The following is a 22,816-nucleotide window of genomic DNA, read 5'->3' as shown; positions in this document are numbered from 1 at the left end:
GGCCTCACAGCAGGCTCAGGTGGCCGACACCCCCGGGTGATACTTGGGAACCCGCACACTGATCTTGGTCCCGGCACCCCTGCCGGTCTCCACGACCAACCCGAACTCGTCACCGTAGACCTGGCGCAACCGCTCGTCCACGTTCGCCAGACCCACCCCGCCGGCCCCGGAACGCTCCTCGGCGTCCCCCGCCAGGATCCCGCGCAGCCGCTCCGGATCCATCCCCACCCCGTCGTCCTCCACGCTGATCCGGCACTCGGCGCCCGCGTCCTCCGCGATGATCGCGATGCGCCCGGTCCCCGGCTTGCTCTCCAGGCCGTGCCGCACCGCGTTCTCCACCAGCGGCTGAAGACACAGGAACGGCACCGCCACCGCCAGCACCTCAGGGGCGATCCGCAACGTCACCTGGAGCTGGTCACCGAACCGGGCCCGCTCCAGGGTGAGATACCGGTCGATGGAGTGCAGCTCCTCGGCCAGCGTGGTGAACTCCCCGTGCCGCCGGAAGGAGTACCGGGTGAAGTCCGCGAAGTCCAGCAGCAGGTCCCGCGAGCGGTCCGGGTCCGAGCGCACGAAGCTCGCGATGGTCGTCAGCGAGTTGTAGATGAAGTGCGGGGAGATCTGCGCCCGCAGCGCCCGCACCTCCGCCTCCATCAGCCGCGTCCTGGACCGGTCGAGCTCGGCCAGCTCCAGCTGGGAGTCCACCCAGCTCGCCACCTCGTGGGCCGCCCGGACCAGCCCCGCCGAGGCGTGCCCGCCGTAGGCGGCCAGAGACCCCACCACCCGGCCGTCGGTGGTGAGCGGCACCACCACGGCGAACCTGATCGGGCACTCGGGGATGTCACACGAGACGACCTCCGGCCCCAGCACCCGGGTACGGCCGCCCGCCAGCGTCCTGGCCGCGTGCCCGAACGCGTCCGGGGCGTGGTGGTCGCCCTCGCCGTCGTAGACCAGCAGCCGCTCCCCGTCGGTGATCGCCAGCGCCGGGGAGCCGAGAAGCTCGCGCAGGTGCCGGGACGCCTTCTGCGCGCCCGCCTCGGTCAGCCCGGCCCGCAGCGGCGGCGCGGCGAGCGAGGCGGTGTGCAGGGTCTCGAACGTGGCCCGCTCGGCCGGGCTGCTGCCCAGCTCGCGCCGGCCGCGCAGCACCCGCCACAGCACCAGCGCGGGGACGCCGACCAGGACCGTCACCACCAGCACCGCGACGAGGGGTTCCACGTGCCGGACCCTACCGCCGGGATCGTTGTACGGCCAACGGTGCTTTACATAGTAGATCATGAATTGGACGTGAACGGACCGGCGAATACCCAATGACCCTTTACAACGTTGAATACAACGTTGTAGAAACGGCTGGACACGATCGTCGGGGGCGAGGAACCGAGGAGAGACCCCTTGCGCACCAGAACCGTCCGCCGCGCCCTCGCGGTCGCGGCCGGAGCCGCCTGCCTCCTGGCGGCGTCCCCCGCCACCCCGGCCGGAAGCAGCGCCGCCCCGGCGCGAGACATCACCCGGCCGCGCGACGCCACCCGGCCGCAGAGCGCCGCCCCGGCCCAGAACACCGCTCGGAGCACCGTCCCGGCCCGGAGCGCCGCCCAGGACACCGACCAGAACACCGGCCGGACGCCGGACGGCGCCCGGGACCAGGGCGCCGCCGTCCCCGCCCGGACGCCGCTGGGCACGTACGTCAACCCGGTCAGCCGGGACTTCGCCGACACCTTCGCCGACCCGTCGGTCATCCGGGGCGACGACGGCTGGTGGTACGCCTACGGCACCAGCGACCCCCTCCGGGAGGGCGAGGGCACCCGCCACCTGCTGCCCGTCTCCCGCTCCCGCGACCTGGTCCACTGGACCCACGTCGGCGACGCCTTCACCGAGAGCACCATGCCCTCCTGGGCCGACGTCGCGGGCGGCGCGAGCCTGTGGGCGCCCGACGTCCGCAAGGTGGGCCGCGAGTACCGGCTCTACTACGTGGTCACCCAGACCACCGTCACCGGCGAGCCGAACGACAACGCGATCGGCATGGCCACCGCGCCCACCCCGGCCGGCCCCTGGACCGACTCCGGCGCGCCGGTCGTCGGGCCCCGCAGGGGCCCCGGCGGCGCGGGCGACTTCAAGTGGACCTTCGACCCGGCGCTGGCCGTCGACACCGACGGCGCCCAGTACCTCGTCTACGGCTCCTACTACGGCGGGGTCTTCGTCACCCGACTCGACGCCGCCGGACGGCGCGCCGCAGGAGAGCCCACCATGATCGCCATCGACAACCGCTTCGAAGGCGGCTACCTGGTCCGCCACGGCGGCTACTGGTACCTGTTCGCCTCCTCCGCCGACTGCTGCGCGGGCCCGGCGACCGGCTACAGCGTCTACGCCGGCCGCTCCCGCGACATCACCGGCCCCTACCTCGACCGCCAGGGCGTGCCGCTGAACACCTCCCGGGCCGGCGGCACGATCGTCATCGCCCCCAACGGCAACCGCTGGGTCGGCACCGGCCACAACGCCGTCCTGACCGACGACACGGGCCAGGACTGGCTGCTCTACCACGCCATCGACCGCTCCGACCCCTACCTCGACGAGCCGTACGGCGTCAACGAGCGGCCCATGCTGATGGACCGGCTCGACTGGATCGACGGCTGGCCGACCGTGCGGGGCGGCCGCTGGGCCTCCGAGGACCCCCAGCCCGCGCCCGGCCGGCGCGATCCGCGGCGCCGGCCCGCGCCTGACCCGGTCCCCGGCCCGGTGGACCGCGCCCGCAGCGACGAGTTCGACGGCACGGCCCTGCGTCCCGGCTGGTCATGGATCCGCTCCCCGCAGGGCGCGCTCCGCGACGGAGAGCTGCGCTGGCCCACGCAGGCCGCCGAGCTCAACCGCGACGACAACACCGCCTCGGTGCTGCTGCGCGACGTGCCCGAGGGCGACTGGACGGCCGAGACGAAGCTGACCATCGACCTGGGGACCGACACGGTCCGCAACTACCAGCAGGCCGGCCTGATCGCCTACGCCGGGGACGACCTCTACGCCAAGCTCGTCCACGCCGCGATCTGGAACACCCGCCAGACCGAGTTCGGCAAGGAGATGCCCTACGCCGGCCGGATCGCCTACGGCGGCACGATCGTCGGGCCGCCCGCCGAGACCACCTGGCTGCGCCTGGTCCACCGCGTGGACCCGCGCGACGGCGAGCACGAGCTGCGCGCGGCCACCAGCCGCGACGGGCGCGAATGGGTCTACGGCGGCGTGTGGACGCTGCCGGCCGGGGCCGACGTGCGCGTCGGGCTCGTCTCGATGGGAGGCGCCGGGGCCACGGCGCGGTTCGGCTACTTCCGCCTCCACCGCCGCTGACCGCGGCCGGCCGCCCGCGGCGGGCGGGGCCGGCGGGGACCCCTCTCCCCGCCGGCCCCGCCTCCCCGCGGCCCGCCCCCGGACCGCCCGCCGGGCCTCAGGAGACCTTCGTGGTGACCGTACGGCTGAAGCGGTAGTTGCAGAACTTCGCCCGGGCCTGGGCGCGGCTGTGCCGCCGCGCGTGGTCCCGCTCGTTGAGCCCGTCGAAGCTGTCGAAGCCCAGGGTCGCCGCGGCCGCGCCGCGGGCTCCGGCCGGAAGCCGGGCCGAGAGCACGACCCTGCCCTGCCTGGGGAGCCCGCCGCGGGCCTCGCACCAGACGCCGTCGGCGTACCGCCCGCAGGGGAAGGTCGCCAGCCGCCTGCCCGCGGTGTCGAACAGCGTCGCCCGCGAGGGCCCGCGGGCCCCTTTGGGGAAGGATCCACCCACCCACTGGTAACCCCAGTAGGGGGCGAAGGACGGCGTCCAGGTCGTGGAGTAGTCCAGGACGTAGGTGACCTCCCGCCCGGGGGCGGCCCGGGAGGCGCCCCGCACGGTCAGGTCGAAGGCGATGAGCGCCTCCCGCTCGCATTTCCTGGCGCTGAGGCAGCCGGCGTCGGCTGACGACGCCGGGGACAGCGCGGTCGCGACGAGGGTGAGTCCCGCGGCCAGTCCGAGAGCACGGCGCATGTGACCTCCTGGGGGTCCTGCCGATCGGGCGGGGCCGTGGGGCCCCGCCCGCCGGTGGGTTGCCTGCATCGGCACTGAGGACAACGGACGCGGCCCCGGAACGGTTCAGCCCGCCGGGGAATCCCAGGGTTTCCGGGCGGACGGAAGGGAGGGGGTCCGCCGTCCGCCCGGAGGCGGCCAGACTACTCCCGTCGGCTTCAGAGCCGGCCGCGCCCCGGCCCCCGGCGGGACCGGGGCGTGACCGGCCCCCCTACCACCCGCGCCGTCGCGCGGCCGTCCGCCGTACGGTGACCCGCCGGGTCCCGGCCCGGTTCCGGCGCAGCGACCGGAGCACGAGCACGGCCAGGGCGGCCGCCGCCGCGGCGGCCAGGGCGGCCGGTTGCCGGCCCGCCGTGTCCTTGAGCCGGACGGGCGCCCTCTCCTTCACCCGGCCGACCACCTCCGGCGCCGCGGCCCGCGCCCGGGTGACCATCCGGTCGGCGCCCTGCTTGACACGGGCCTTGACGTCGGTCTTCTGCACCAGGGCCTCCACGGTGTCACCCAGTTGCCGGCGGGAGTTCTCGATGTCGCGGCGCACGGACTCCTTGGTGTCCTTGACCGTGCCCCGGTCGCCCCGCGTGTCGTTCCGCGCCGGAGCCCTGCCGTCGGTCATCGTCCCCCCGGACGCGGTGACGCCGGCCGTGCCCGTACCGGCCGCGCCCACCCCGCTCGCCGCCGTGCCGGTCCCGACCGCGCCGGACCGGCCTCCTGCGGCGTTCCCCCCGGTGGCGCCCGCCACGGCGGCGGACGGGCCGGCGTCGCCGTCAGGGGCCGTCCGGGTGTACTCGCCCGTCGAGGCGCCGGAGACCGGGGCGTACGGCGTCTTCGGCGGGATGTCCAGCGACTGCCTCTCGTCCGGCGGCACCGGCATGCCCACCGGCTCCCGGCGGGAGCCGGTGACACCGGCCGCCTCACTCCCCTGGCCGGCCCTGCCCGGATCGGTCTCGGTCATCGGTGCGCCCTCTCCTTCACCGTGTCGATGTCGTGCTTGACGCTCTCGATGGTGTGCCGCGGAGCCGGCGGGCCGGCCTCGGACACCTGCTGCTTGCCCAGCAGCCCGAGGATCCCGGCCACCGCCAGCAACACCACGCCCACGATCAGCGCGGACAGCCAGCCCGGCAGGACCAGGGCGAGGGCCAGGATCGCCGCGGCGACCAGGGCTCCGCCCCCGTACAACGCCATGGCTCCCGCTCCGCCGAACAGTCCGGCGCCGAGCCCGGCGTGCTTGCCCTTCTCCGCCAGTTCGAGCTTGGCCAGGCGCAACTCGTCCCGGACCAGGCGCGAGACGTCCTGCGAGAGCTGGCGGACCAGCTCCGCCGTGGACAGGGTCTCCCTCTGAGTGTCGGTCATGGCATGCCTCTCCTCCCTGCAGGAGAAGCGCCTACCCCCTCCTGCCATGGCAAACATTCCCGGCGGCGGCCGGTCGCGAGGCGCCGGGCGGCCTCGCGCCCGGCGCTCGCGACGGCCCGCGCCGTCACCGCGGGGAGGAGCGCGCCTGCGCCGGTGACGGCCCGTACGCCGCCGGGAAGGGAGCGGCGGACCGCCCCTCCCCACCCGTCCGCGCGTCCCGTGGACCGGGCCCACGCGGATTCATGATCGATGTGACCGGTGTGGATACCGGTTCGATCCTGGCCATACCCACCTGCCGTTCGACGGCAACCGGTTACCCGCAGTCATTCGGCGGCGCGTCCCGATGCGAACCCGGCACCGGACGTGTCCGGACGCGGCCGGTCCGGACACGGCGAGGGCGGCCGGTCAGCCGGGCAGCGGGTCGAGCAGCCGGTGGGGGCGGCGCAGGGCCACGCTGACCGGGTCCTCACGGAAAGGGTCGGCGCCGGGTCCGGGCCGTATCTCGATCTCCTCCAGCGGGGGATGCCCGCCGCACGAGGGGCAGTTCCCGTGGGGGTCGATGCGGTCGCCGCAGGTGAGGTGGTGGAAGATCCGGCGGGGTCCCTTCTGCGACAGGTGTCTCTCACCCCACTGGGAGAGCAGGTACACCGGGTCCCAGAGCTCGCGGCCCATCGCGGTGAGGACGTACTCCTCGCGAGGGGGCGCCTGGGAGTAGCGGGCCCGCTCCAGCACCCCGGCGTCCACCAGCGTCTGGAGCCGCTGCGACAGGACGGCCCGCGGGATGTCGAGGTGGGTGAGGAAGTCGCTGTAGCGGCGCACGCCGTACAGCGCGTCGCGGACGACCAGCATCGTCCAGCGCTCCCCGACGAGTTCCAGGGCGCGGGCGAGCGAGCAGTCCTGTCTTTCGTAGTTCTTGCCGAGCGCCATGGCCCCATGTTAGTTCGCTCACCGAACCCGGAGGCCGCGCGGTCAATGTGAGTTCATTCACCGAACCGACCCGTGTTACGGTTTCCGTCAGTTCATTGAACGAACCTGGAGAACCCCATGGCACTCGCCGCCCCCGGCCGCGCCCCGGACGCCGCTCCGGCCCCCGGCCCCACCCTCGCGCTCGCCTGCGCCGCGCCGTTGCTGGCGCTGGTCAACTACACCGTGCCCATGACGGCGCTGCCCCAGATGGCCAGGGACCTCGGCTCGGGCCCCACCGGGCCCGCCTGGCTGCTGAACGGCATCTCGCTGGGACTGGCGGCGGCGCTGCTGGTGGCGGGGGACGCGGCCGACACCTACGGGCGGCGGCGGGTCTACCTGATCGGGCTGTGGACGCTGGCCGCCACCGCCGTCGCGGCGGCCCTGGCGACCGGCACCGGGATGTTCGCCGCCGCCCGGGTGGCGCAGGGGGCCGCCAGCGCGGCGGTGCTCACCGCCGGGCTGGGCGTCCTCGGGCACGCCTTCCCCGGCGGTCCCGGGCGTCTGCGGGCCGTCGGCCGCTACGGCGCCATGATCAGCCTGGGCATCGCCGTGGGGCCGCTGCTGTCCGGGGTCCTGGCCGCCGCGCTGAGCTGGCGGGCGGTCCACTGGGTGGTCGCCGCGGCCTCGGCGGCGCTGGCGCTGCTGGGGGCCCGGTGGCTGCCGGAGTCGCGGTCCGCGACGCGCCGGCCGCCGGACGTTCCCGGCGCGCTCCTGCTGGCCTCGGGCCTGGCCGCGCTGGTCACCGGCGTCACCGAGGGGCGCGCCGGCTGGGACCGGCCGGTCGTCGCCGTCGCCTTCGCCGTCGCGGCGCTGCTGCTGGGCCTCTTCGTCGCGGTCGAGCGGCGCCGCCGGGTCCCCCTGCTCGACCTGGGGCTGTTCCGGCGTCCCCTGTTCACCGTCTCCACCGGCGGGGCGCTCGTCGTCGGAACGGTCGTGATCGGGCTGATGAGCTTCCTCCCCGCCGTCCTGCAGCTCTCACGGGGCGTGACCCCGCTGAGCAGCGCCGCGCTGCTCGCCGTCTGGTCGGGGACCTCGTTCCTGACGGCGCTGCAGGCGCGCCGCCTGCCGCTGAGCGGCGGCGGCGGTCTGGCGATGGGGCTGCTGCTGTCGGCCGCGGGCACCCTCGCGCTACTGGGCGCCGCCTCCGACGCCCCCTGGATCCGGATGACGGCCGGGCTGGTCGTCGCCGGGGTCGGCAGCGGCCTGATCAACGCGGCGCTCACCCGGCTGGCGATCGAGAGCGTGCCCGCCCACCGGGCCGGGATGGGGTCGGGGGCGGGCAACACCGCCCGCTACGTCGGCTCGACGCTGGGCGTGGCGCTCATGGCCGCGGTGGTCGGCGCCGCGGGCCCGCGGGCGGGGACCGACGCCGCCCTGCTGGTCTGCGCCCTGGTCGCGGCCGTCGCCGGCGCCGGGATCGCGGCCGTCGCCCGGCTCACCGGTCCCGGCGGAACACGACCACCAGCACCCGCAGCGCGAGGATCGCGCTGATCACCAGCAGGTTGTAGGCGATGAGCTGGTGGAGCCCGACGTCGGGGGTGACCCGCGGGCCGGGGCCGGCGCCGAGCAGCAGCGCGGCCATCAGGCCCGTGGTGGCCGACAGCACGGTGACCAGCACCTGGTGGAGCAGTCCGGTGACGTGCCGCCGGTCGCGTTCGTCGGCGAACAGCCGCACGTTCAGACCGAAACGGCCGTTCTCGGCCGCGCCGACGATCCGCTCCACCCGGCGGGGCAGGCGCCGCAGCATGGGCAGCAGGTCGAGCATCTCCGCGGTGAGTGCCTGCCGCACCCGCCCGGGGTCCGCCTGCCCGGCCAGATGCCGGGCGGAGAACGCGCGGGCCTCGGCGACGATGTCGAAGCCCGGCGCGATCTTGACGAGCGTGCCCTCGACCGTCGCCAGCGCCCGGAACACCGCGGCCACCTCCGGCGGGACGGACAGGCCGTGGGCGAAGGCGATCCGGAACAGCTCGCCGAACATCCGCGTGTCCGGGACGGCTCCGCCGGCCAGGTGGCGGGCCATGAACCGGCCCAGCTCACGCTCCAGTTCCCGCTCGTCGATCTCGTCGGGCCGCGGCACGACCTCCAGGAGCGCGTCGCCCACCCCGAGCGGGTCGCCCCGGTCCAGCGCGCCGAGCAGCCGTTGCAGCGCGCCGCGCAGCGAGGCGTCGAGCCGCCCCACCGAGCCGAAGTCCAGCAGCGCCAGCCGCCCGTCGCCGAGCAGCATGAGGTTGCCCGGGTGCGGGTCGGCGTGGAAGACGCCGTGCAGCATCACCTGGCGCAGCAGGGTCTCGAAGAGGGTCCTGGCCAGCTCCTCGCCGCGCTCCGGCGTGGCCGAGCCGAGCGGCACCCCCTCCAGCCGCTCCATGACGAGCACCCGCCGCCCCGACAGCGCCGGGTACGGCGTCGGCACCCGTACCGGCTCCCCGGCGGAGGCGGCGGCCACCGCGGCCATGTTGGCCGTCTCGATGCGGAAGTCCAGCTCCTCCCGGAGCGCGACGGCGAACCCCCGGGCCAGGTCGCCGACGCCGAAGGCACGGCCCCACCGGGTGCGCCGCTCCAGCGTCCTGGCCAGGCGGTCGACGATGTCGAGGTCCTGCTCGACCACGGCGGTGATCCCGGGGCGTTGGACCTTGACCACCACCTCCTCGCCGGTGCGCAGCCGGGCGCGGTAGACCTGCGCGATCGAGGCGGCGGCCAGCGGCTCGCGGTCGAAGCGGGCGAAGGTCTCCTCCACCGGCCCGCCCAGTTCGGCGGTCAGCACCGGCTCGATCTCCGCCCAGGGCGCCCGGGCCGCCCGGTCCTGCAGCAGCCGCAGTTCCTCGACGAACTCCTCCGGCAGCAGGTCGGCGCGGGTGGACAGGATCTGCCCGAGCTTGACGAAGGTGACCCCGGCGTCGTCCAGTGCCTCGCGCAGCGACCGGGCCAGGCCCGCCCGGCTGGAGGGCGCGCCGAGGTCGGGGTCCCTGCCGCGCAGGTAGGGGCCGAGGCCGTGCCGTACCAGGATCCGGGTGATCCGCAGGTAGCGGCGCGAGCGGAAGACGCGGCGGCGCAGCCCCCGGACGATCTCCAGCGGTCCCGGCAGCGACCCCGGCGGCACCAGCGCCTCGGCGACCACCAGGAACACCATCCCGGCCAGCAGCGCGCAGACCAGGCCGAGCAGCAGGAACCACAGCGGCGTGACGCCCTGGTCGTGGATGTCCACCGCGCCGGAGAACGCCTTCATCAGGGGCCCGAGGGCCAGGGCCACCAATCCCCCGGCCATGAGCGTGCGGACGATCCCGAAGCGCAGGTCGAGCAGCCGCCGGGTGACCACGGCGAACCCGCCCACCAGCAGCAGCGCGGTGCCCGCGAAGGCCGCCGCCGTCAGAACATCCATGCCCGCCCGCCGTTCCGCTCACCGAAGAACATCGGCCGACAGACTAGGTCATTCTCGGACGAGGGTATGGAGGTGGATTTTGACGCCGCTCCCGTCGTCGTCCCAGGACGGTACGTCCAGCACCTCCAGCAGGGGGAAACCGGCCTTCTGCGCGACCCGGCAGGAGGCGGGGTTCTCCACGGAGTGCCGCAGCTCCAGCCGGGACAGGTCCGTGCGGGTGAACGCCCACCGCGCGACCGCGCCCAGCGCGTGGGCGGCCGCGCCCCGGCCCCGGGCCGCGGGCAGGATCCAGTAGCCCACCCCGGCGGCCCCCGCGCCGGCCGGCGCTCCGGCGCCGCCGACGCGGAGCCTGACGTGGCCCAGCACCTCTCCGGTCGTCACGTCGGTGATCGCGAACGAGGCCGACGAGCCGTCGGCCCATCCGGCGGCCCGCTCGGCGATCCACCGGCCGGGATCGTCCGCCCGCGTGCGCGTCCACCGGCGGATCTCGGGGTCGCTCAACGCCTTCGCGACCGCCCCGGCGTCGCCGGGCCGCCACGGGCGCAGGCGGAGCGCGCCGATGGTGATCTCTGCGGGTTCCACGCCGCGAGCGTATCGGCCCGCGGACGGGCTCCACGAACCCGATGATCTACATTTTCCGATAAGTCATTCTTTTACGGATTTATCATATTTCCTGGCAATTTTTCGCATATCGCCTTAGATGGGCGTCTCCGGGGAGTCGCCGGGATGGGTGTGCATGCATTCCCCTGTACCCAGGCACATCCGGCACTCCTCCTCCGCCCGGACGAAGACGATCTCCCCCGACCGCCGGACGCTGGGCCTCTCCGGGCTCCAGGTCCCGCCGCCGCCGCACCAGCGGCACGGCAGCCCGCAGTGATGCGCGCCCTCGGCTATCCGCAACTCCCACTCCCCCCGCGAGGTGGCCGGCCTCCGCCGGACGTCGCCCGTACGGCCGGCGCGCCCCGGGCCGTCCCTGTCCGTCCCGGGCCGCGGGCCGGCCGCGCGACCGAGCCGTTCCGGGCCGCGCCGCCCGCGCCGCACCGTTCAGAAGCGATCTTGCCTGATCCGCCGGGCTCCCGCAGCCGGAAGCCGCTCCCCTCCCCCGCCGCCCGCTCCCGGCCGGACGGGCGACGGACCCGGCGGCCGGATCGGCGACGCGCCGGACGGCCCCGGGACACGGGGCGTGTCGGCTCGCGAGGAAAGTCTGTTACGCCAGATCATGAGACCCTTGCTCTGCTTACCGAACGCGATGGAAGGGCGGCACGCTAGAGATGGCACAGATCGTCGGCGGCGGACGCCCGGTCAACGACGCCGAGCGACGGGTGATCGCGCATCTGCGGGACAACGCCCCCGACGACTGGCTGCTGCTGCACAACATCGAGGTGCCGCGCGACGGCGACGTCTTCGAGGTGGACCTGGTGGTCCTGACCGGCCACTCCCTGTGCGTGATCGACGTGAAGGGGACACGCGGGCGGATCGAGGTCGCCGGGTCGCGGTGGTTCCCGGCGCGGCGGGAGGCGTTCGGCTCCCCCGTGACCAAGCTGCGCGGCACCGGGCGGGCGCTGAAGGGCCTGCTGGTCCAGCGGCGGCGGGAGCTGGAGCGGGTGTACGTCGACAGCCTCGTCGTGCTGACCGGGCCCGGCACCGAGCTCGTCGACCCGGCCGGCCGCGACCTCGGGCACGTGACCGGCCTCGACGGGCTGATCCCCACGCTGCGCGACGTCTCCCGGATCAGGCGGGGCTGCACCCCGGACACCGGGCCGTACCGGACCGCGATCCTGGAGGCGCTGAACGGCGCCGTACGGAGGTCCACCGCGCCGCCCCGGTTCGGCAACTGGGAGGTGGAGGAGGAGCTCGGCGGGGATGCCCGGGTCACCGAGTACCGCGCGTTCAACGCCACGGTCCCGGGCAGCGAGACGGTGCTGCTGCGGGTGTACCGGGCCGATCCGCTGGCCGAGGAGGAGCCGCGCGCGGCCGAGCGGCGGCTGATCACCAATGCCTACCAGGCCCTCACCCGGATCCCGCCGCACCCGTGCGTCGTCCGAGCGCGCGACTTCTTCGCCGTCGACGACGAGAGCCGGTTCGTGCTGGTCCTCGACGACGTGCACGGCCAGGCGCTGCAGCTGCGGCTGACCGCGTCCCGGCGGGCCCTGCCCGTCGCGGCCCGGCTCGACGTGCTGGAGGACATGCTGGCGGGCCTGGCCCACGTCCACGCCAACAACGTCATCCACCGGGCGCTCAGCCCGGCGTGGGTGCTGGTGACCGAGGACGGCCGGGCGATGCTGACCGGGTTCGACTACGCCAAGCCCGGCCCCCGGCCCTACACGGTCGCCAGCGAGCTGCCCAACGTCCTCGACACCCCCTACGTCGCCCCCGAGTACCAGCCCGAGCTGATGACGGCCGCCTCCGACGTGTACGCGGCGGGGGTCATCGGCTTCCACCTGCTCGCCGGGCGGCTCCCGTCGGGGAACCCGGACGCCGAGACCCCGCTGGACGACGTCCCGGCGCAGGTGACGGACCTGCTGCGGCGGATGCGCGACCATTCCCCGGACAAGCGGCCGAGCGCCGCCGAGGCCCTCGACGACCTGCGGCGGGCCCGGGAGGGGCTGCCTCCCGGGGAGCGGGCGGCGGAGCGCGACCCCGTGTTGCTCGACCGGATCCGCGGCAGGTTCCGCCGCCTGTCCGGCCGCCGCCCGTGATGACGGTCCTTCACGGCCGTGACGACGGCCGGGCGGCGCGGGGCCGGGGCGCTCAGGAGTCGACGAACTCCTCGGGGACCATCACCCGCAGGCCGTTCGGGATGGTCCGGATGGTGATCGGCGTCATCAGGCGGACCTCTCCGTCGACGTCGGCGGCCATCGGCGGGTCGGTCTCCAGGAGCATCTCCCGGCCGACGACGAAGGGCCCGCCCGCGAGGCTGCGCCAGCGGCCGGTGGCGGCGCGGATCAGGGTCTCCACGACCAGCCGGAGGCGCTTGCCCGAGCCGAGCTGGTAGGCGACGAGCTGGCCGTTGTCGATGCTGATGTCCCTGGCGACCTGCCAGCCGCCGTGGAAGCGGCCGTTGGCGATGTTGAGCTGGTGGGTGAGCAGCTCGTGGCGCCGGCCGTCCACCGTGATGGCGGCGCGGAAGGGCCGGTGCCCGGGGAGGATCGTCAGGGCGGTCAGGGGGTAGGCCGGCCGTCCCAGGACGCGCTTGAGCCAGGGCCGCACCTTGCCGGCCACCTCGACGGAGACGCCGAAGCTGGCGAGGTTGGCGAACTCCCGGTCACCGGCGACGCCCAGGTCGATGTCGGCGACCTTGCCGGTGCGGAACACCCGGACCGCTCCGGGCAGGTCCAGTGGAAGGCCGAGGCTGCGGGCGAAGTTGTTGGTGGTGCCCAGCGGCAGCAGGCCGAGGGCGACGTCGCGGTGGGCGACGTGCTTGACCGCGGCGCTGAGCGTGCCGTCGCCGCCGCCGACGGCCAGCAGGTCAGGGCGCTCGTCCAGCGCCGCGTCCAGCGTGGCCCGCAGGCGGCGGGGATCGTCGACGGTGAGGATGCGGACCGGTTTGAAACCCTCCGCCTGCAGCGCGCGGACGACCTCGGGGAAGAGCCGGCGGCCGCGGCGCGAACGCGTGTTGACGACCAGGCAGACCCTGCCCTTCGTCCGGATGGCCTCGGTGTGCTCGGCCTTGCTTCGGAGCTCTGCCACGTGTCCCTCTCCGCCTCGGCGTTCCTGCCGCTCAAATGGTATGGCCCCGCCGTCGGTGACGGCGGGGCCATACACGGTTCCCGGCCGGGGGAACCGGGCCGCCCGGGAGAACCGGGCGGTCCGGGACCGGGTGGTCAGGCGGTCAGACGGACCTTCCGGGTCACTTGGACGGCGGGGTCACCTGGACGATCACGCCGAGGTTGCCGGGGAGCGGGGAGATCAGCTTGAGCTTCACGCCCAGCGCCTTGCCCTCGTCGCCGGGGTTGCCGGAGCCGAGGACGTGGCCGTCGCCCAGGTCGGTGCCGTACAGGTCGGTGGCCGGGGTGCCGTCGGGGTTGACGACCCGGGTGCTGTAGGGCTGGTCGCCCTTGGACGGGACGACCACCGAGGCATCGAAGTCGCGGTAGTAGAGGCTGCCGTTACGGAACTCGAAGCCCGGGACCCAGGTCTTGGCGTCGGTGAACTCGCGGACCCCGTTCTCGGCCGGCAACTTGCTGCAGTAGGCGCTGAACGGCTCGTTCGGGCCCTCGATGCACTCGGTGAAGGGGTAGGTCTTGCCGAAGGAGAAGGCCGCGTTCGAGCTCTGCATACGGCCGGGCAGGTTCTTCAGCACGGTCGGGTCCTTCTCGGCCGCCTCGCCGTTGCGGCGGAGCGGGTCGAAGTGGGAGTCGACCAGGAGGAGGCTGCCCTTGGAGCCGATGCTCGGCGCCAGATCCAGGTTGTTGACGATGGAGTTGTTGGTGTAGGTGGAGTCGCGGTACCACACCAGCAGGCCGGGCGCGTTGTACTTGACCTTCTCCACCTTCCACGCGCCGTCACGGGAGTAGTTGGTGGTGTAGGTGTGCTGCAGGCCCTTGTCGAAGCCGTCGAAGTTGCGCCACTCCGCGAGGTAGAAGCGGGAGATCTCGCGGTAGCCGTCGTTGACGATCCAGCCCTGGCCGTGGGTGTTGGTGAAGGTGCCGCCGCTGGTGGTCCAGCCGTTGTTGCCGCCCTCGACGTCGTCGCTCCAGACGGTCTGGCCGCCGTTGGTGAGCGCGAAGTCGTCCACGTGCCAGCTGCGCGGGGTGAAGGCCGCGTCGGTGTCGTAGACCAGGCGCAGCTTGATGTCCTTGCCCGCGTACGGGGTCAGGTCGACGTAGTCGTGCCGCCAGCCGTTGGTGTCGCCGGTGAGGCCGTACTTGCGGTTGTTGAACTTGGCGAGGTTCTTGTTGGGGTCGGGGTAGGCGTCATCGGTCGAGACCAGGGCGCCGCCCTCGGTGTAGACCTTCAGCTGGCTCCAGGTGGAGCCGCCGTCGGTGGACGCCTCGACGAAGCCGAAGTCCCAGTCCTGCTCGATCTCGTAGTTGTTCCAGAGCCAGAACTTCACGTCGGAGCCGGCCGGGACCTGGACGTCGCGGGCGAGCTTGACGTCGGCCCACTCCTGGTCGAGGTTGGACCACCACATCTTGGTGCCGCTGTGCGGCGCGATCATCTTCAGCGGCGCGCTGGGCACGTTCACCCGGACGCCGTCCTGGGTGAGCTTGGGCGTGCGCGACGCCTGGCCGATCGTCACGAGACGGGAGGAGTCACCGGCGTTGAAAACCTTGGGGTTGGCCCAGCCGAGGACCCACTTGTCCCATATGCCCATATGGGTGGGCATGGACTGGAAGATCGGGCCGCTGTGCGAGCCGCTGGACATCAGGTCCCAGAAGTCGACCGCTGAGGACCCCTGGCCGGTGGTGTCGTACAGGTCCGGCAGGCCCAGGTCGTGGCCGTACTCGTGGGCGAAGACGCCGACGCCGGAGTCCTCCGGCTGGACGATGTAGTTGGAGATCTTCACGTCCTTGCCGGGCACCTTGTAGCCGCCGGCCACCGCGCTGGAGTGCGCCCAGATCGCGTAGGGGCCCTCGGCGCCGCCGTCGGAGGACTTGTCCTTGCCGGCGTGGACCAGCACCAGGTGGTCCACGACGCCGTCGGGCTCGGCGAAGTTGCCGTCACCGTCGGCGTCGGCGACGTCCTCGACGTCGTAGTCGGCCCAGGGGAAGTTCGGGTCGGCGGCGGCGAGGGAGTTCACCGCGTCGATGGCGAGCTGGCCCGGGCCGAGCGGGTTGCTCGGGTGGCCGGTCATGTCCTGGGGCTCCTGGCCGCAGGCGCGGGCGCCGTAGTAGGCCTCGGAGTGCGGGACCTTGATCCACGGGCTCGCCTGACCGCTGACGGTGTAGGCGCCCTTGGACATCTCCTCGTACATGTTCTTCATGGTGGAGCCGGAGATGTCGATGCCCTTGCGGCCGTCCCGGGGGTCGGTCAGGTCGGGGCGGACCCGCTCGGTGATGCCCTTGGAGCTGTAAAGCATCTTGTTGAAGTGCTCGGGGCTGAAGTCCGGCACCCAGAAGCTGTTGTTGTCCTTGTGCGGCAGCTTCGCCGGGTCGGGGATCTTGTTGTGCAGCGGACCGTTGATCAGCGTGCCCGGAGGCTCGGTCACGCACTCGTCCTCGGTCACGCTCTTGGGACGGCTGAAGCCCGAGAAGTCGTCGTTGGCCTTGTCGTTGAACTCCACCAGGAGGGTGAGGAGCTTGGCCTGCTTGACGACCTTCGACTTCTTGAACAGGAACTCGGCCGGGTTGAGCCCGGTCCTGATCGCCTGGGCCTCGCGGGCGGCCAGCACCCGGGCCGCGGCGGGGTTGCCCTCGGAATACTTGCGGTTGACCTTCTTCGCCGCGATGGCCTGACGCGCCTTGGCGCGCGAGCCGGGGACGGCCGGGTCGGCCACCTCCGGCTCTTCCCTGGGCGGCGCGTAGTTGATGTAGTAATCGGCCGCGGACGGCTGGTACCGGGCGACCGAAGTGTCGGCCTGCGCCGACTGGCCGCCGACGGCCAGTCCCGCGGCGGCCAGGCCGACCACAGGCACCAGCGCGAGAACGCGCCTGCGGATGCCTCTGCCTCTACTGGACAACGCATACCCTCCCTGCCCGGGTTCGCCGGGCGCGGACATCCCTGCGTGCCGTGTGCACGCGCCGACGGGGACGTTAGACGAGAAGGTAAAGCAAGAGTAAAGACGTCGGCTTTATGTTGCGAAACTGTAATTGAGAGCCTTTTGTCGCGTAAATACGTTATGTCGCTCCTTGATCCTTTATTGATGGTCAATCGGCAGGTCGGGCGCGGTGAGCCACCGGCGTGCGGGCCGGGCGGGGGGAAGCAGGCCGTACGGGGGCCGCCGTATGGGACAGTCCGCATGGCGGGAGGATCACGCGGCGGACGGGGGCGCACGGCGGACGGGCGTCACGGGGGCGCGGGCCGTACGGCGGGCGTCACGGACGGGCCGGCCGTACGGCGGGCGTCACGGGGTGCCGGGACACGGCGACGCCCCGGCACCGGGGTGCCGGAGCGTCAGGGCGACGGGGCGACGGGGCGACGCCGGCGCGGCGTCAGGACGGGAGGGGCCGGGCGGTCAGATCTCCTCCTGCGGGGCGGTCGGGTCGAGCTGGCGCGGCTGGGTCTTCACCCTGGGGTGGTGCAGGTCGAAGGCCGGGCGCTCGGAGCGGATGCGCGGCAGCGAGGTGAAGTTGTGCCGCGGCGGCGGGCAGGAGGTCGCCCACTCCAGGGAGTTCCCGAACCCCCAGGGGTCGTCCACCGTGACCCGCTCCCCGTGGCGGAAGGACCACCAGACGTTGTAGAAGAACGGCAGCGTGGAGGCTCCGAGGACGAACGCGCCGATCGAGGAGATCATGTTCAGGCCGGTGAAGCCGTCGATCGCGCTGTAGTCGGCGTAGCGGCGCGGGAAGCCCTCGACGCCGAGCCAGTGCTGGACCAGGAAGGTGGTGTGGAACCCGATGAACAGCAGCCAGAAATGGATCTTGCCGATCGTCTCGTTCATCATCCGCCCGGTCAGCTTCGGCCACCAGAAGTAGAACCCCGCGAACATCGCGAAGACCACGGTGCCGAAGACGACGTAGTGGAAGTGGGCCACCACGAAGTAGGAGTCGGTCACGTGGAAGTCCAGCGGCGGCGAGGCGAGGATGACGCCGGTCAGGCCGCCGAGCAGGAAGGTGACCAGGAAGCCGACCGCGAACAGCATGGGGGTGGCGAAGGTCAGGTGGCCGCGCCACATCGTGCCGGTCCAGTTGAAGAACTTCACCCCGGTCGGGATCGCGATGAGGAAGGACATGAACGAGAAGAACGGCAGCAGCACCTGGCCGGTCGGGAACATGTGGTGCGCCCACACGGTCATCGACAGTCCCGCGATGGCCATCGTCGCGCCGACCAGACCGATGTAGCCGAAGACGGGCTTGCGGCTGAAGACCGGGATGACCTCGGTGATGATGCCGAAGAACGGCAGCGCGATGATGTACACCTCGGGATGGCCGAAGAACCAGAACAGGTGCTGCCACAGGATCGGCCCGCCGGTCTCGGGGGCGTAGATCTGGGCGTCGAGCTTCCGGTCGATGAACAGGGCCATCATCGCGGCGGCCAGCACCGGGAAGGCCATCAGCACCAGCATCGAGGTGAGCAGCACGTTCCAGGTGAAGATGGGCATCCGGAACATGGTCATGCCGGGGGCGCGCATGCAGATGATCGTGGTGATGAAGTTGACCGCGCCGAGGATCGTGCCCAGACCCGCGGTGACCAGGCCGATGATCCACAGGTCGCCGCCGGCTCCGGGCGAGCTGACCGTGCTCGACAACGGGGTGTAGGCGAACCAGCCGAAGCTCGCCGCGCCGCCGGTGGTGAAGAAACCCGAGATGACGATGATCCCGCCGAACAGGAACAGCCAGTAGCTCACCATGTTCAGCCGGGGGAAGGCCACGTCGGGCGCGCCGATCTGCAGCGGCATGATCGCGTTGGCGAATCCGGCGAACAGCGGCGTGGCGAACAGCAGCAGCATCACCGCGCCGTGCATGGTGAACATCTGGTTGTACTGTTCCTGGCTGACGAACTGGAGGCCCGGCTGGAGCAGCTCCGCGCGGATGACCATCGCCATGAGCCCGGCGATCACGAAGAACGCGAACGACGTGATCAGATAGAGGTTTCCGATGATCTTGTGGTCGGTCGTGGTCAGCCACGACACGATCAGGGAACCCTTGGCGGTGGGCGCGAGCGCGGGCCGCTGCTGCACAGTTGTCACAGCCGGCTCCTTCCGGTTGGCGACGGCCGGATACGGCGGAACTCCCCGTTCGTTCACCAGCCCTCTGCCCGGTGCGGATAACCCGAACACGCGGCGCGAGTAGCTACATAGTCAACTAATCGTCTCGTTAAGGTAATTAAGCCCAAAATCTACACTTACAGGGAGAATTCGCCCTTATTTCCCGAATTCTTGCATCGGGCCGGATCGCGTCCACCCCCGGGTCCCCCCGGCGGAGCCCCGGGGCCGACGCCCGGTCAGGGCGGCTCGGCCCGAGGGCTTAAAGTCCCCTTGTGACTGCTATCGCCGAACTCACCGCCGCGCTCGCACCCGGAAAGATCCTGACCGACCCCGACGTGACCGACTCCTACGCCCGGGACCGGACCTTCCTGGAGCCGGGCAAGCCCCTGGCCGTCGTGCTGGCCGAGAGCCGCGACGACGTGGTGGCCGTCATGCGGTGGGCGACCCGCCACCGGGTGCCGGTGGTGCCCCGGGGCGCCGGGACCGGCCTGGCGGGCGGAGCCACCTCGGTGGACGGCGGCGTGGTGCTGGCCCTGCACAAGATGACCGCGATCCGGGAGCTGTCCCCGGCCGACGAGATCGCCGTGGTGGAGCCCGGCGTCATCACCGCAGACCTGGACAGGGCGGCCCGCGAGCACGGGCTGATGTACGCCCCCGACCCCTCCTCCTACGAGATCTCCACGATCGGCGGCAACCTCGCCACCAACGCGGGCGGGCTGCGGTGCGTGAAGTACGGCGTGACCCGCGACTCGGCGCTGGGCCTGGAGGTCGTCCTGGCCGACGGGCGGGTCGTCGACACCGGCAGGCGCACGGTCAAGGGCGTGACGGGCTACGACCTGACCGGCCTGTTCGTCGGCTCGGAGGGGACGCTCGGGATCATCACGGCGGCCACCGTACGGCTGCGCCGCGCCCCCGCCTCCTACCCGGCGACGATCGCCGCCGAGTTCACCTCCCTGCGGGACGCCGCCGCCGCGGTCTCGGCGATCATCGCGGCCGGGTGCCAGCCTTCGCTGCTGGAGATGCTCGACCGGACCACGCTCGAGGCCGTCGACGCCTGGCGCAACATCGGGCTGGAGCCGGCCACCAAGGCGATGCTGATCGGGCAGGCGGACTCCGCCGACGCCGACGCCGTCGCCGCGCGCATGTCGGAGCTGTGCGAGGCCGACGGGGCGTCCTTCGTGGCGGTCTCCTCCACCCCCCAGGAGGCCCAGGAGCTGATCGGAGTCCGCCGGATGGCCTACCAGGCCAAGGAACGGCTGGGCAAGTGCCTGGTGGAGGACGTGTGCGTGCCGCGCTCGGCACTGCCGTTCATGATCGAGAAGATCGAGGCCATCGCGGCGCGGCACGACGCGCTGATCGCCACGGTCGCCCACGCCGGCGACGGCAACCTGCACCCGGTCTTCATCTTCGACCACGCCCTGACCGAGCCGCCGCCGAACGTGTGGGCCGCGGCCGACGAGGTCTTCCGGGAGGCGCTGGCCATGGGCGGCACACTCACCGGCGAGCACGGCGTCGGGCTGCTGAAGCGGCGCTGGCTGGCGCTGGAGACCGGGCCGGTCACCGAGGAGCTGCACCACGGGATCAAGGATCTCTTCGACCCGCTCGGCATCCTCAACCCCGGCAAGGCCATCTGAGCCGCTCGCCCGCCGGGGCCGCCCGGCGACCCGGGTGGCCCCGGCGGGCCCGGGTACGGCGGAGCGCCCGTTCGCCGAGGCCGGGAAGGCCCCGGCGGCCCGCCCGGACCGGCGGTGACCGGTGAGGTGTGGCGGAAAACATCCGTCCCCGTGCTCACGCTGGTAGCGTGCTGCCCCAGATAAACCTATTTTTTGGCTTTTGTCGGGGGTCGTTGTGGTAGAGCCGCTCGCAGCGGGGGATCCCCCGCGGTTGGGCCAGTACGAGCTGACCGGCCGTCTGGGGGAGGGCGGTCAGGGGGTCGTCTTCCTCGGGCGCGGACCGGCGGGTGAGCAGGTCGCCGTCAAGCTCCTGCATCACGGCCTGGCCTCCGACCCCGAGGCGCGGTCACGGTTCCTGCGGGAGGTCTCGGTCGCCCAGCGGGTCGCCCGGTTCTGCACCGCCTCGGTGCTCCACGCCGACCTCGCGGGCAGCCAGCCGTACGTCGTCAGCGAGTACGTGCCGGGGCCGTCGCTGCGGCAGCTGGTCCTCACCGAGGGGCCGCGCCGGGGGGCCGCGCTCGACCGCCTCGCGATGAGCACGGCCACCGCGCTGTCGGCGATCCACCGCGCGGGGATCCTGCACCGGGACTTCAAGCCCGCCAACGTGCTGATGGGGCCGGAGGGCCCCGTCGTGATCGACTTCGGCATCGCCAGAGCGCTCGACTCCCCCGGCCTGACCTCCACCGGGACGGCCGTGGGCACGCCGTCCTACCTCGCCCCCGAGCAGCTCGGCGACGGCGAGGTGACGGCCGCGGCCGACGTGTTCGCCTGGGGCGTCACGATGGTCTTCGCCGCGACCGGCAAGCCCGCGTTCGGCGCGGACTCCATCCCGGTGGTGATGAACCGGATCCTCACCGCCGAGCCCGACCTCGGCGCGCTGGAGGGGCAGCTGCACTCCCTGGTGACCGCGTGCCTGTCCAAGGACCCGGCGGCGCGGCCCACCGCCGAGGAGCTGGTGAGCCACCTGATGGGTTCGACGATCCCCTCCCCCGCCCGCGGGCGGGGCCGTCCCGCCGCCCAGGACCAGGCCGCTCGGGACCAGGCCGCTCGGGACCGGGCCGCGCAGACCCCGTCCGCAGTGCCGCCTCCGCCCGCCCCCGCCCGGCCGGGTCCGCCGGGTTCCACCCCGGCCGCCGCCGGTCCCCCACACCCCGGCGTCCCGCGTCCCGGCGCCGTCTCCGGCCTCCCGCACCCCGGCGGCGCCCCCGGTCCGGCCGGCTCGGGGGCCTCCCGCCCCGGTGCCGCTCCCGGCCCGGCCGTCCCCGGTGATCCGTCCCGGCCGGGCAGGCCCGCGCCGAAGCCGCGCCGGCCGAGCGGCCTCCTGCTCGCGAGCGTGGCGGGCGTGGCCGCGCTGGCGGTCGCCACGGGCACCGTGGTGATCCTCAACGGCGACGAGCGGACCTCCGCCGCCGAGGCCGCCGAGGCGTCCAGGAGCGCGGAGGCGAACCCCACCCGGCAGGCCGGAGAGCCCGAGCAGCCGGAGTCCGAGCTCATGCCCGACGAACCGCCCGCGGCGTGGGAGTCGCCCGCGCCGAAGCCGAGCCCCTCGCCCACCGTCCGGGCCGGCCGGGAGCGGACCGTCGCGCCCCAGCCGCCCAGGACGCCCAAGCCGACGGCCACCGAAGCGGGCGGCGGCTCCGGTGACCGTGGGCAGCCGCGGCAGACCGCGGACCAGGACACGGTGGAGCCGGGCGACCCGTCGTCCGACTCCACCGGCTCCACCGGGAAGCCGGCCACCGCGCCGCCGCGGGCCACCACCAAGCCGACGACCGCGCCGAAGCCGAAACCGAGCGCCACGACGTCCAAGCCCAAGCCCGCGCCGAAGCCCAACCCCTACACCGCGACCGGCGTCTGCGGCTCCGGCTACAAGGTGATCGACTCCCACGCCCTGTCGTCCTCGGCCACCGTCTACCTGCTCTACAACTCGGGGGCGGGCCGCAACTGCGTGGTGACCATGTCGAAGTACGTGGTCCCGGGGAAGATCTCCATGAACGCGATCCTCCAGGTGAAGGGCGGCTCCTCCGGCGGCAACCCGGGCTCCTACACCGCCTACGCCGGGCCGGTGCGGCTCCCCGGCGCCAAGAAGTGCGTCATCTGGGGCGGCTCGTACGGCTCGGCGTCATGGAAGAGCGGCTGGAGCCACTGCGGCTGACCCGGAAGACGCCGGACCGGCCCCGGACGGGACCGGTCCGACGGAGGCACCGCGCCCGTCAGGTCCCGAGCGGCCTCCGGGCGGCGTTCACCCGTCCGCCGCGCTCCCGCTCCGCGGTCCTCCCGCGGTCCCAGAACGCGTACGACAGCGTCGCCCCGCCCGTGAGGCCGTACCCGAGGACGAGGCCCAGGATCATGTCGTCCAGCAGGACCGAGAGGACGATCGACAGCACGGTGCCCGACACGGCGAAGAGGAGGACGGTCCGTATCGCCCTCGACGGCTTCATGTGCCCGAACGCACCGAACAGAAGATGCCTTTGCTTCCTCGATAGGTTCATGATCTCCAGGTGCCACGGACCGGCCGGAGCAAACGTTCCCGCCGCCGTTCCGGCGCGTATTCTCCGCTTCCGCCGCAACACGTGTCATCGCCCCTGTCGGAGCGCCGGAGCGTCGGCTAC

Annotated in this window: 17 protein-coding genes; 6 read left to right on the top strand and 11 right to left on the bottom strand. The window is 73.0% G+C overall.

The window, feature by feature from the left end:
• Window positions 1-15: 15 nt before the first annotated feature.
• Window positions 16-1,212 carry a sensor histidine kinase gene (locus tag ACZ6W9_RS08020; RefSeq protein ID WP_362943080.1) on the bottom strand — a complete coding sequence of 399 codons (1,197 nt, stop codon included), beginning with the start codon at window positions 1,210-1,212 and terminating at the stop codon, window positions 16-18.
• Window positions 1,213-1,386: 174 nt separating this feature from the next.
• Between ACZ6W9_RS08020 and ACZ6W9_RS08015 the strand changes: the two genes are divergently transcribed.
• Window positions 1,387-3,327, top strand: a complete 1,941-nt coding sequence (locus ACZ6W9_RS08015) for a glycoside hydrolase family 43 protein (RefSeq protein WP_470116938.1) — start codon at window positions 1,387-1,389, stop codon at window positions 3,325-3,327.
• 97 nt (window positions 3,328-3,424) lie between these two features.
• Here the strand turns inward: ACZ6W9_RS08015 and ACZ6W9_RS08010 are convergent, their stop codons facing one another.
• From ACZ6W9_RS08010 to ACZ6W9_RS07995, 4 genes are all read right to left on the bottom strand, one after another.
• Complete coding sequence (locus ACZ6W9_RS08010) at window positions 3,425-3,994, bottom strand: hypothetical protein (protein ID WP_389960977.1); 570 nt, start codon at window positions 3,992-3,994, stop codon at window positions 3,425-3,427.
• A 250-nt stretch (window positions 3,995-4,244) separates the two neighbouring features.
• Window positions 4,245-4,985 (bottom strand): DUF3618 domain-containing protein, encoded by a 741-nt coding sequence (locus ACZ6W9_RS08005; RefSeq protein WP_389960975.1) that lies wholly within the window; start codon window positions 4,983-4,985, stop codon window positions 4,245-4,247.
• A complete protein-coding gene (locus ACZ6W9_RS08000) occupies window positions 4,982-5,383 on the bottom strand; it encodes a phage holin family protein (RefSeq protein WP_389960973.1) in 402 nt (133 codons plus the stop codon). The genes ACZ6W9_RS08005 and ACZ6W9_RS08000 overlap by 4 nt, the downstream gene beginning before the upstream one ends.
• 405 nt (window positions 5,384-5,788) lie before the next feature.
• Window positions 5,789-6,310, bottom strand: coding sequence for a winged helix-turn-helix transcriptional regulator (locus ACZ6W9_RS07995; RefSeq protein ID WP_389960971.1), 522 nt, complete (start codon window positions 6,308-6,310; stop codon window positions 5,789-5,791).
• Window positions 6,311-6,427: 117 nt separating this feature from the next.
• Between ACZ6W9_RS07995 and ACZ6W9_RS07990 the strand changes: the two genes are divergently transcribed.
• Complete coding sequence (locus ACZ6W9_RS07990; RefSeq protein ID WP_389960969.1) at window positions 6,428-7,840, top strand: MFS transporter; 1,413 nt, start codon at window positions 6,428-6,430, stop codon at window positions 7,838-7,840.
• Here the strand turns inward: ACZ6W9_RS07990 and ACZ6W9_RS07985 are convergent.
• Both ACZ6W9_RS07985 and ACZ6W9_RS07980 read right to left on the bottom strand, forming a co-directional pair.
• On the bottom strand, window positions 7,785-9,725 hold the full coding sequence (locus ACZ6W9_RS07985; RefSeq protein WP_470116937.1) for an ABC1 kinase family protein: 1,941 nt from the start codon (window positions 9,723-9,725) through the stop codon (window positions 7,785-7,787). The two genes, ACZ6W9_RS07990 and ACZ6W9_RS07985, sit on opposite strands and share 56 nt — an antisense overlap.
• A gap of 48 nt (window positions 9,726-9,773) precedes the next feature.
• A complete protein-coding gene (locus ACZ6W9_RS07980) occupies window positions 9,774-10,307 on the bottom strand; it encodes a GNAT family N-acetyltransferase (RefSeq protein WP_389960965.1) in 534 nt (177 codons plus the stop codon).
• Window positions 10,308-10,461: 154 nt separating this feature from the next.
• Between ACZ6W9_RS07980 and ACZ6W9_RS07975 the strand changes: the two genes are divergently transcribed.
• Both ACZ6W9_RS07975 and mads6 read left to right on the top strand, forming a co-directional pair.
• The gene (locus ACZ6W9_RS07975; protein WP_470116936.1) at window positions 10,462-10,602 is read left to right on the top strand and encodes a hypothetical protein; all 141 of its coding nucleotides are present in this window, start codon (window positions 10,462-10,464) and stop codon (window positions 10,600-10,602) included.
• Between the two features lie 394 nt (window positions 10,603-10,996).
• Window positions 10,997-12,424, top strand: coding sequence for a methylation-associated defense system protein kinase MAD6 (gene mads6, locus ACZ6W9_RS07970; RefSeq protein WP_389960961.1), 1,428 nt, complete (start codon window positions 10,997-10,999; stop codon window positions 12,422-12,424).
• 52 nt (window positions 12,425-12,476) lie between these two features.
• Here the strand turns inward: mads6 and ACZ6W9_RS07965 are convergent, their stop codons facing one another.
• The 3 genes from ACZ6W9_RS07965 to ctaD all read right to left on the bottom strand — a co-directional run bounded on the left by ACZ6W9_RS07965 (window position 12,477) and on the right by ctaD (window position 18,516).
• Complete coding sequence (locus ACZ6W9_RS07965; RefSeq protein ID WP_389960959.1) at window positions 12,477-13,415, bottom strand: diacylglycerol/lipid kinase family protein; 939 nt, start codon at window positions 13,413-13,415, stop codon at window positions 12,477-12,479.
• Between the two features lie 160 nt (window positions 13,416-13,575).
• Complete coding sequence (locus ACZ6W9_RS07960; protein ID WP_389960957.1) at window positions 13,576-16,347, bottom strand: immune inhibitor A domain-containing protein; 2,772 nt, start codon at window positions 16,345-16,347, stop codon at window positions 13,576-13,578.
• A 495-nt stretch (window positions 16,348-16,842) separates the two neighbouring features.
• The gene (gene ctaD, locus ACZ6W9_RS07955; RefSeq protein ID WP_389960954.1) at window positions 16,843-18,516 is read right to left on the bottom strand and encodes an aa3-type cytochrome oxidase subunit I; all 1,674 of its coding nucleotides are present in this window, start codon (window positions 18,514-18,516) and stop codon (window positions 16,843-16,845) included.
• Between the two features lie 290 nt (window positions 18,517-18,806).
• Between ctaD and ACZ6W9_RS07950 the strand changes: the two genes are divergently transcribed.
• Together ACZ6W9_RS07950 and ACZ6W9_RS07945 are read left to right on the top strand one after the other, a co-directional pair.
• Window positions 18,807-20,168, top strand: a complete 1,362-nt coding sequence (locus ACZ6W9_RS07950) for an FAD-binding oxidoreductase (protein WP_362943125.1) — start codon at window positions 18,807-18,809, stop codon at window positions 20,166-20,168.
• A 250-nt stretch (window positions 20,169-20,418) separates the two neighbouring features.
• Entirely contained in the window at window positions 20,419-22,359 is a 1,941-nt protein-coding gene (locus tag ACZ6W9_RS07945; RefSeq protein WP_389960952.1) for a serine/threonine protein kinase, read from the top strand.
• A 58-nt stretch (window positions 22,360-22,417) separates the two neighbouring features.
• Here ACZ6W9_RS07945 and ACZ6W9_RS07940 read toward each other — a convergent pair whose 3' ends face one another.
• Window positions 22,418-22,645, bottom strand: a complete 228-nt coding sequence (locus ACZ6W9_RS07940) for a hypothetical protein (protein WP_362943131.1) — start codon at window positions 22,643-22,645, stop codon at window positions 22,418-22,420.
• Window positions 22,646-22,816 lie beyond the last annotated feature (171 nt).

The organism is Streptosporangium sp. NPDC053982 (assembly GCF_055585205.1).
The sequence above is the reverse complement of the archived record's forward strand: the minus strand, read 5'-3'. Positions and strand labels throughout refer to the sequence as shown.

Excerpts from the sequence above, each read along its gene's own strand:
- ACZ6W9_RS08010 (WP_389960977.1), bottom strand. The coding sequence starts at position 3,994 with ATGCGCCGTGCTCTCGGACTGGCCGCGGGACTCACCCTCGTCGCGACC.
- ACZ6W9_RS08005 (WP_389960975.1), bottom strand. The coding sequence starts at position 4,985 with ATGACCGAGACCGATCCGGGCAGGGCCGGCCAGGGGAGTGAGGCGGCC.
- ACZ6W9_RS08000 (WP_389960973.1), bottom strand. The coding sequence starts at position 5,383 with ATGACCGACACTCAGAGGGAGACCCTGTCCACGGCGGAGCTGGTCCGC.
- ACZ6W9_RS07995 (WP_389960971.1), bottom strand. The coding sequence starts at position 6,310 with ATGGCGCTCGGCAAGAACTACGAAAGACAGGACTGCTCGCTCGCCCGC.
- ACZ6W9_RS07990 (WP_389960969.1), top strand. The coding sequence starts at position 6,428 with ATGGCACTCGCCGCCCCCGGCCGCGCCCCGGACGCCGCTCCGGCCCCC.
- ACZ6W9_RS07985 (WP_470116937.1), bottom strand. The coding sequence starts at position 9,725 with ATGGATGTTCTGACGGCGGCGGCCTTCGCGGGCACCGCGCTGCTGCTG.
- ACZ6W9_RS07975 (WP_470116936.1), top strand. The coding sequence starts at position 10,462 with ATGCATTCCCCTGTACCCAGGCACATCCGGCACTCCTCCTCCGCCCGG.
- mads6 (WP_389960961.1), top strand. The coding sequence starts at position 10,997 with ATGGCACAGATCGTCGGCGGCGGACGCCCGGTCAACGACGCCGAGCGA.
- ACZ6W9_RS07940 (WP_362943131.1), bottom strand. The coding sequence starts at position 22,645 with ATGAAGCCGTCGAGGGCGATACGGACCGTCCTCCTCTTCGCCGTGTCG.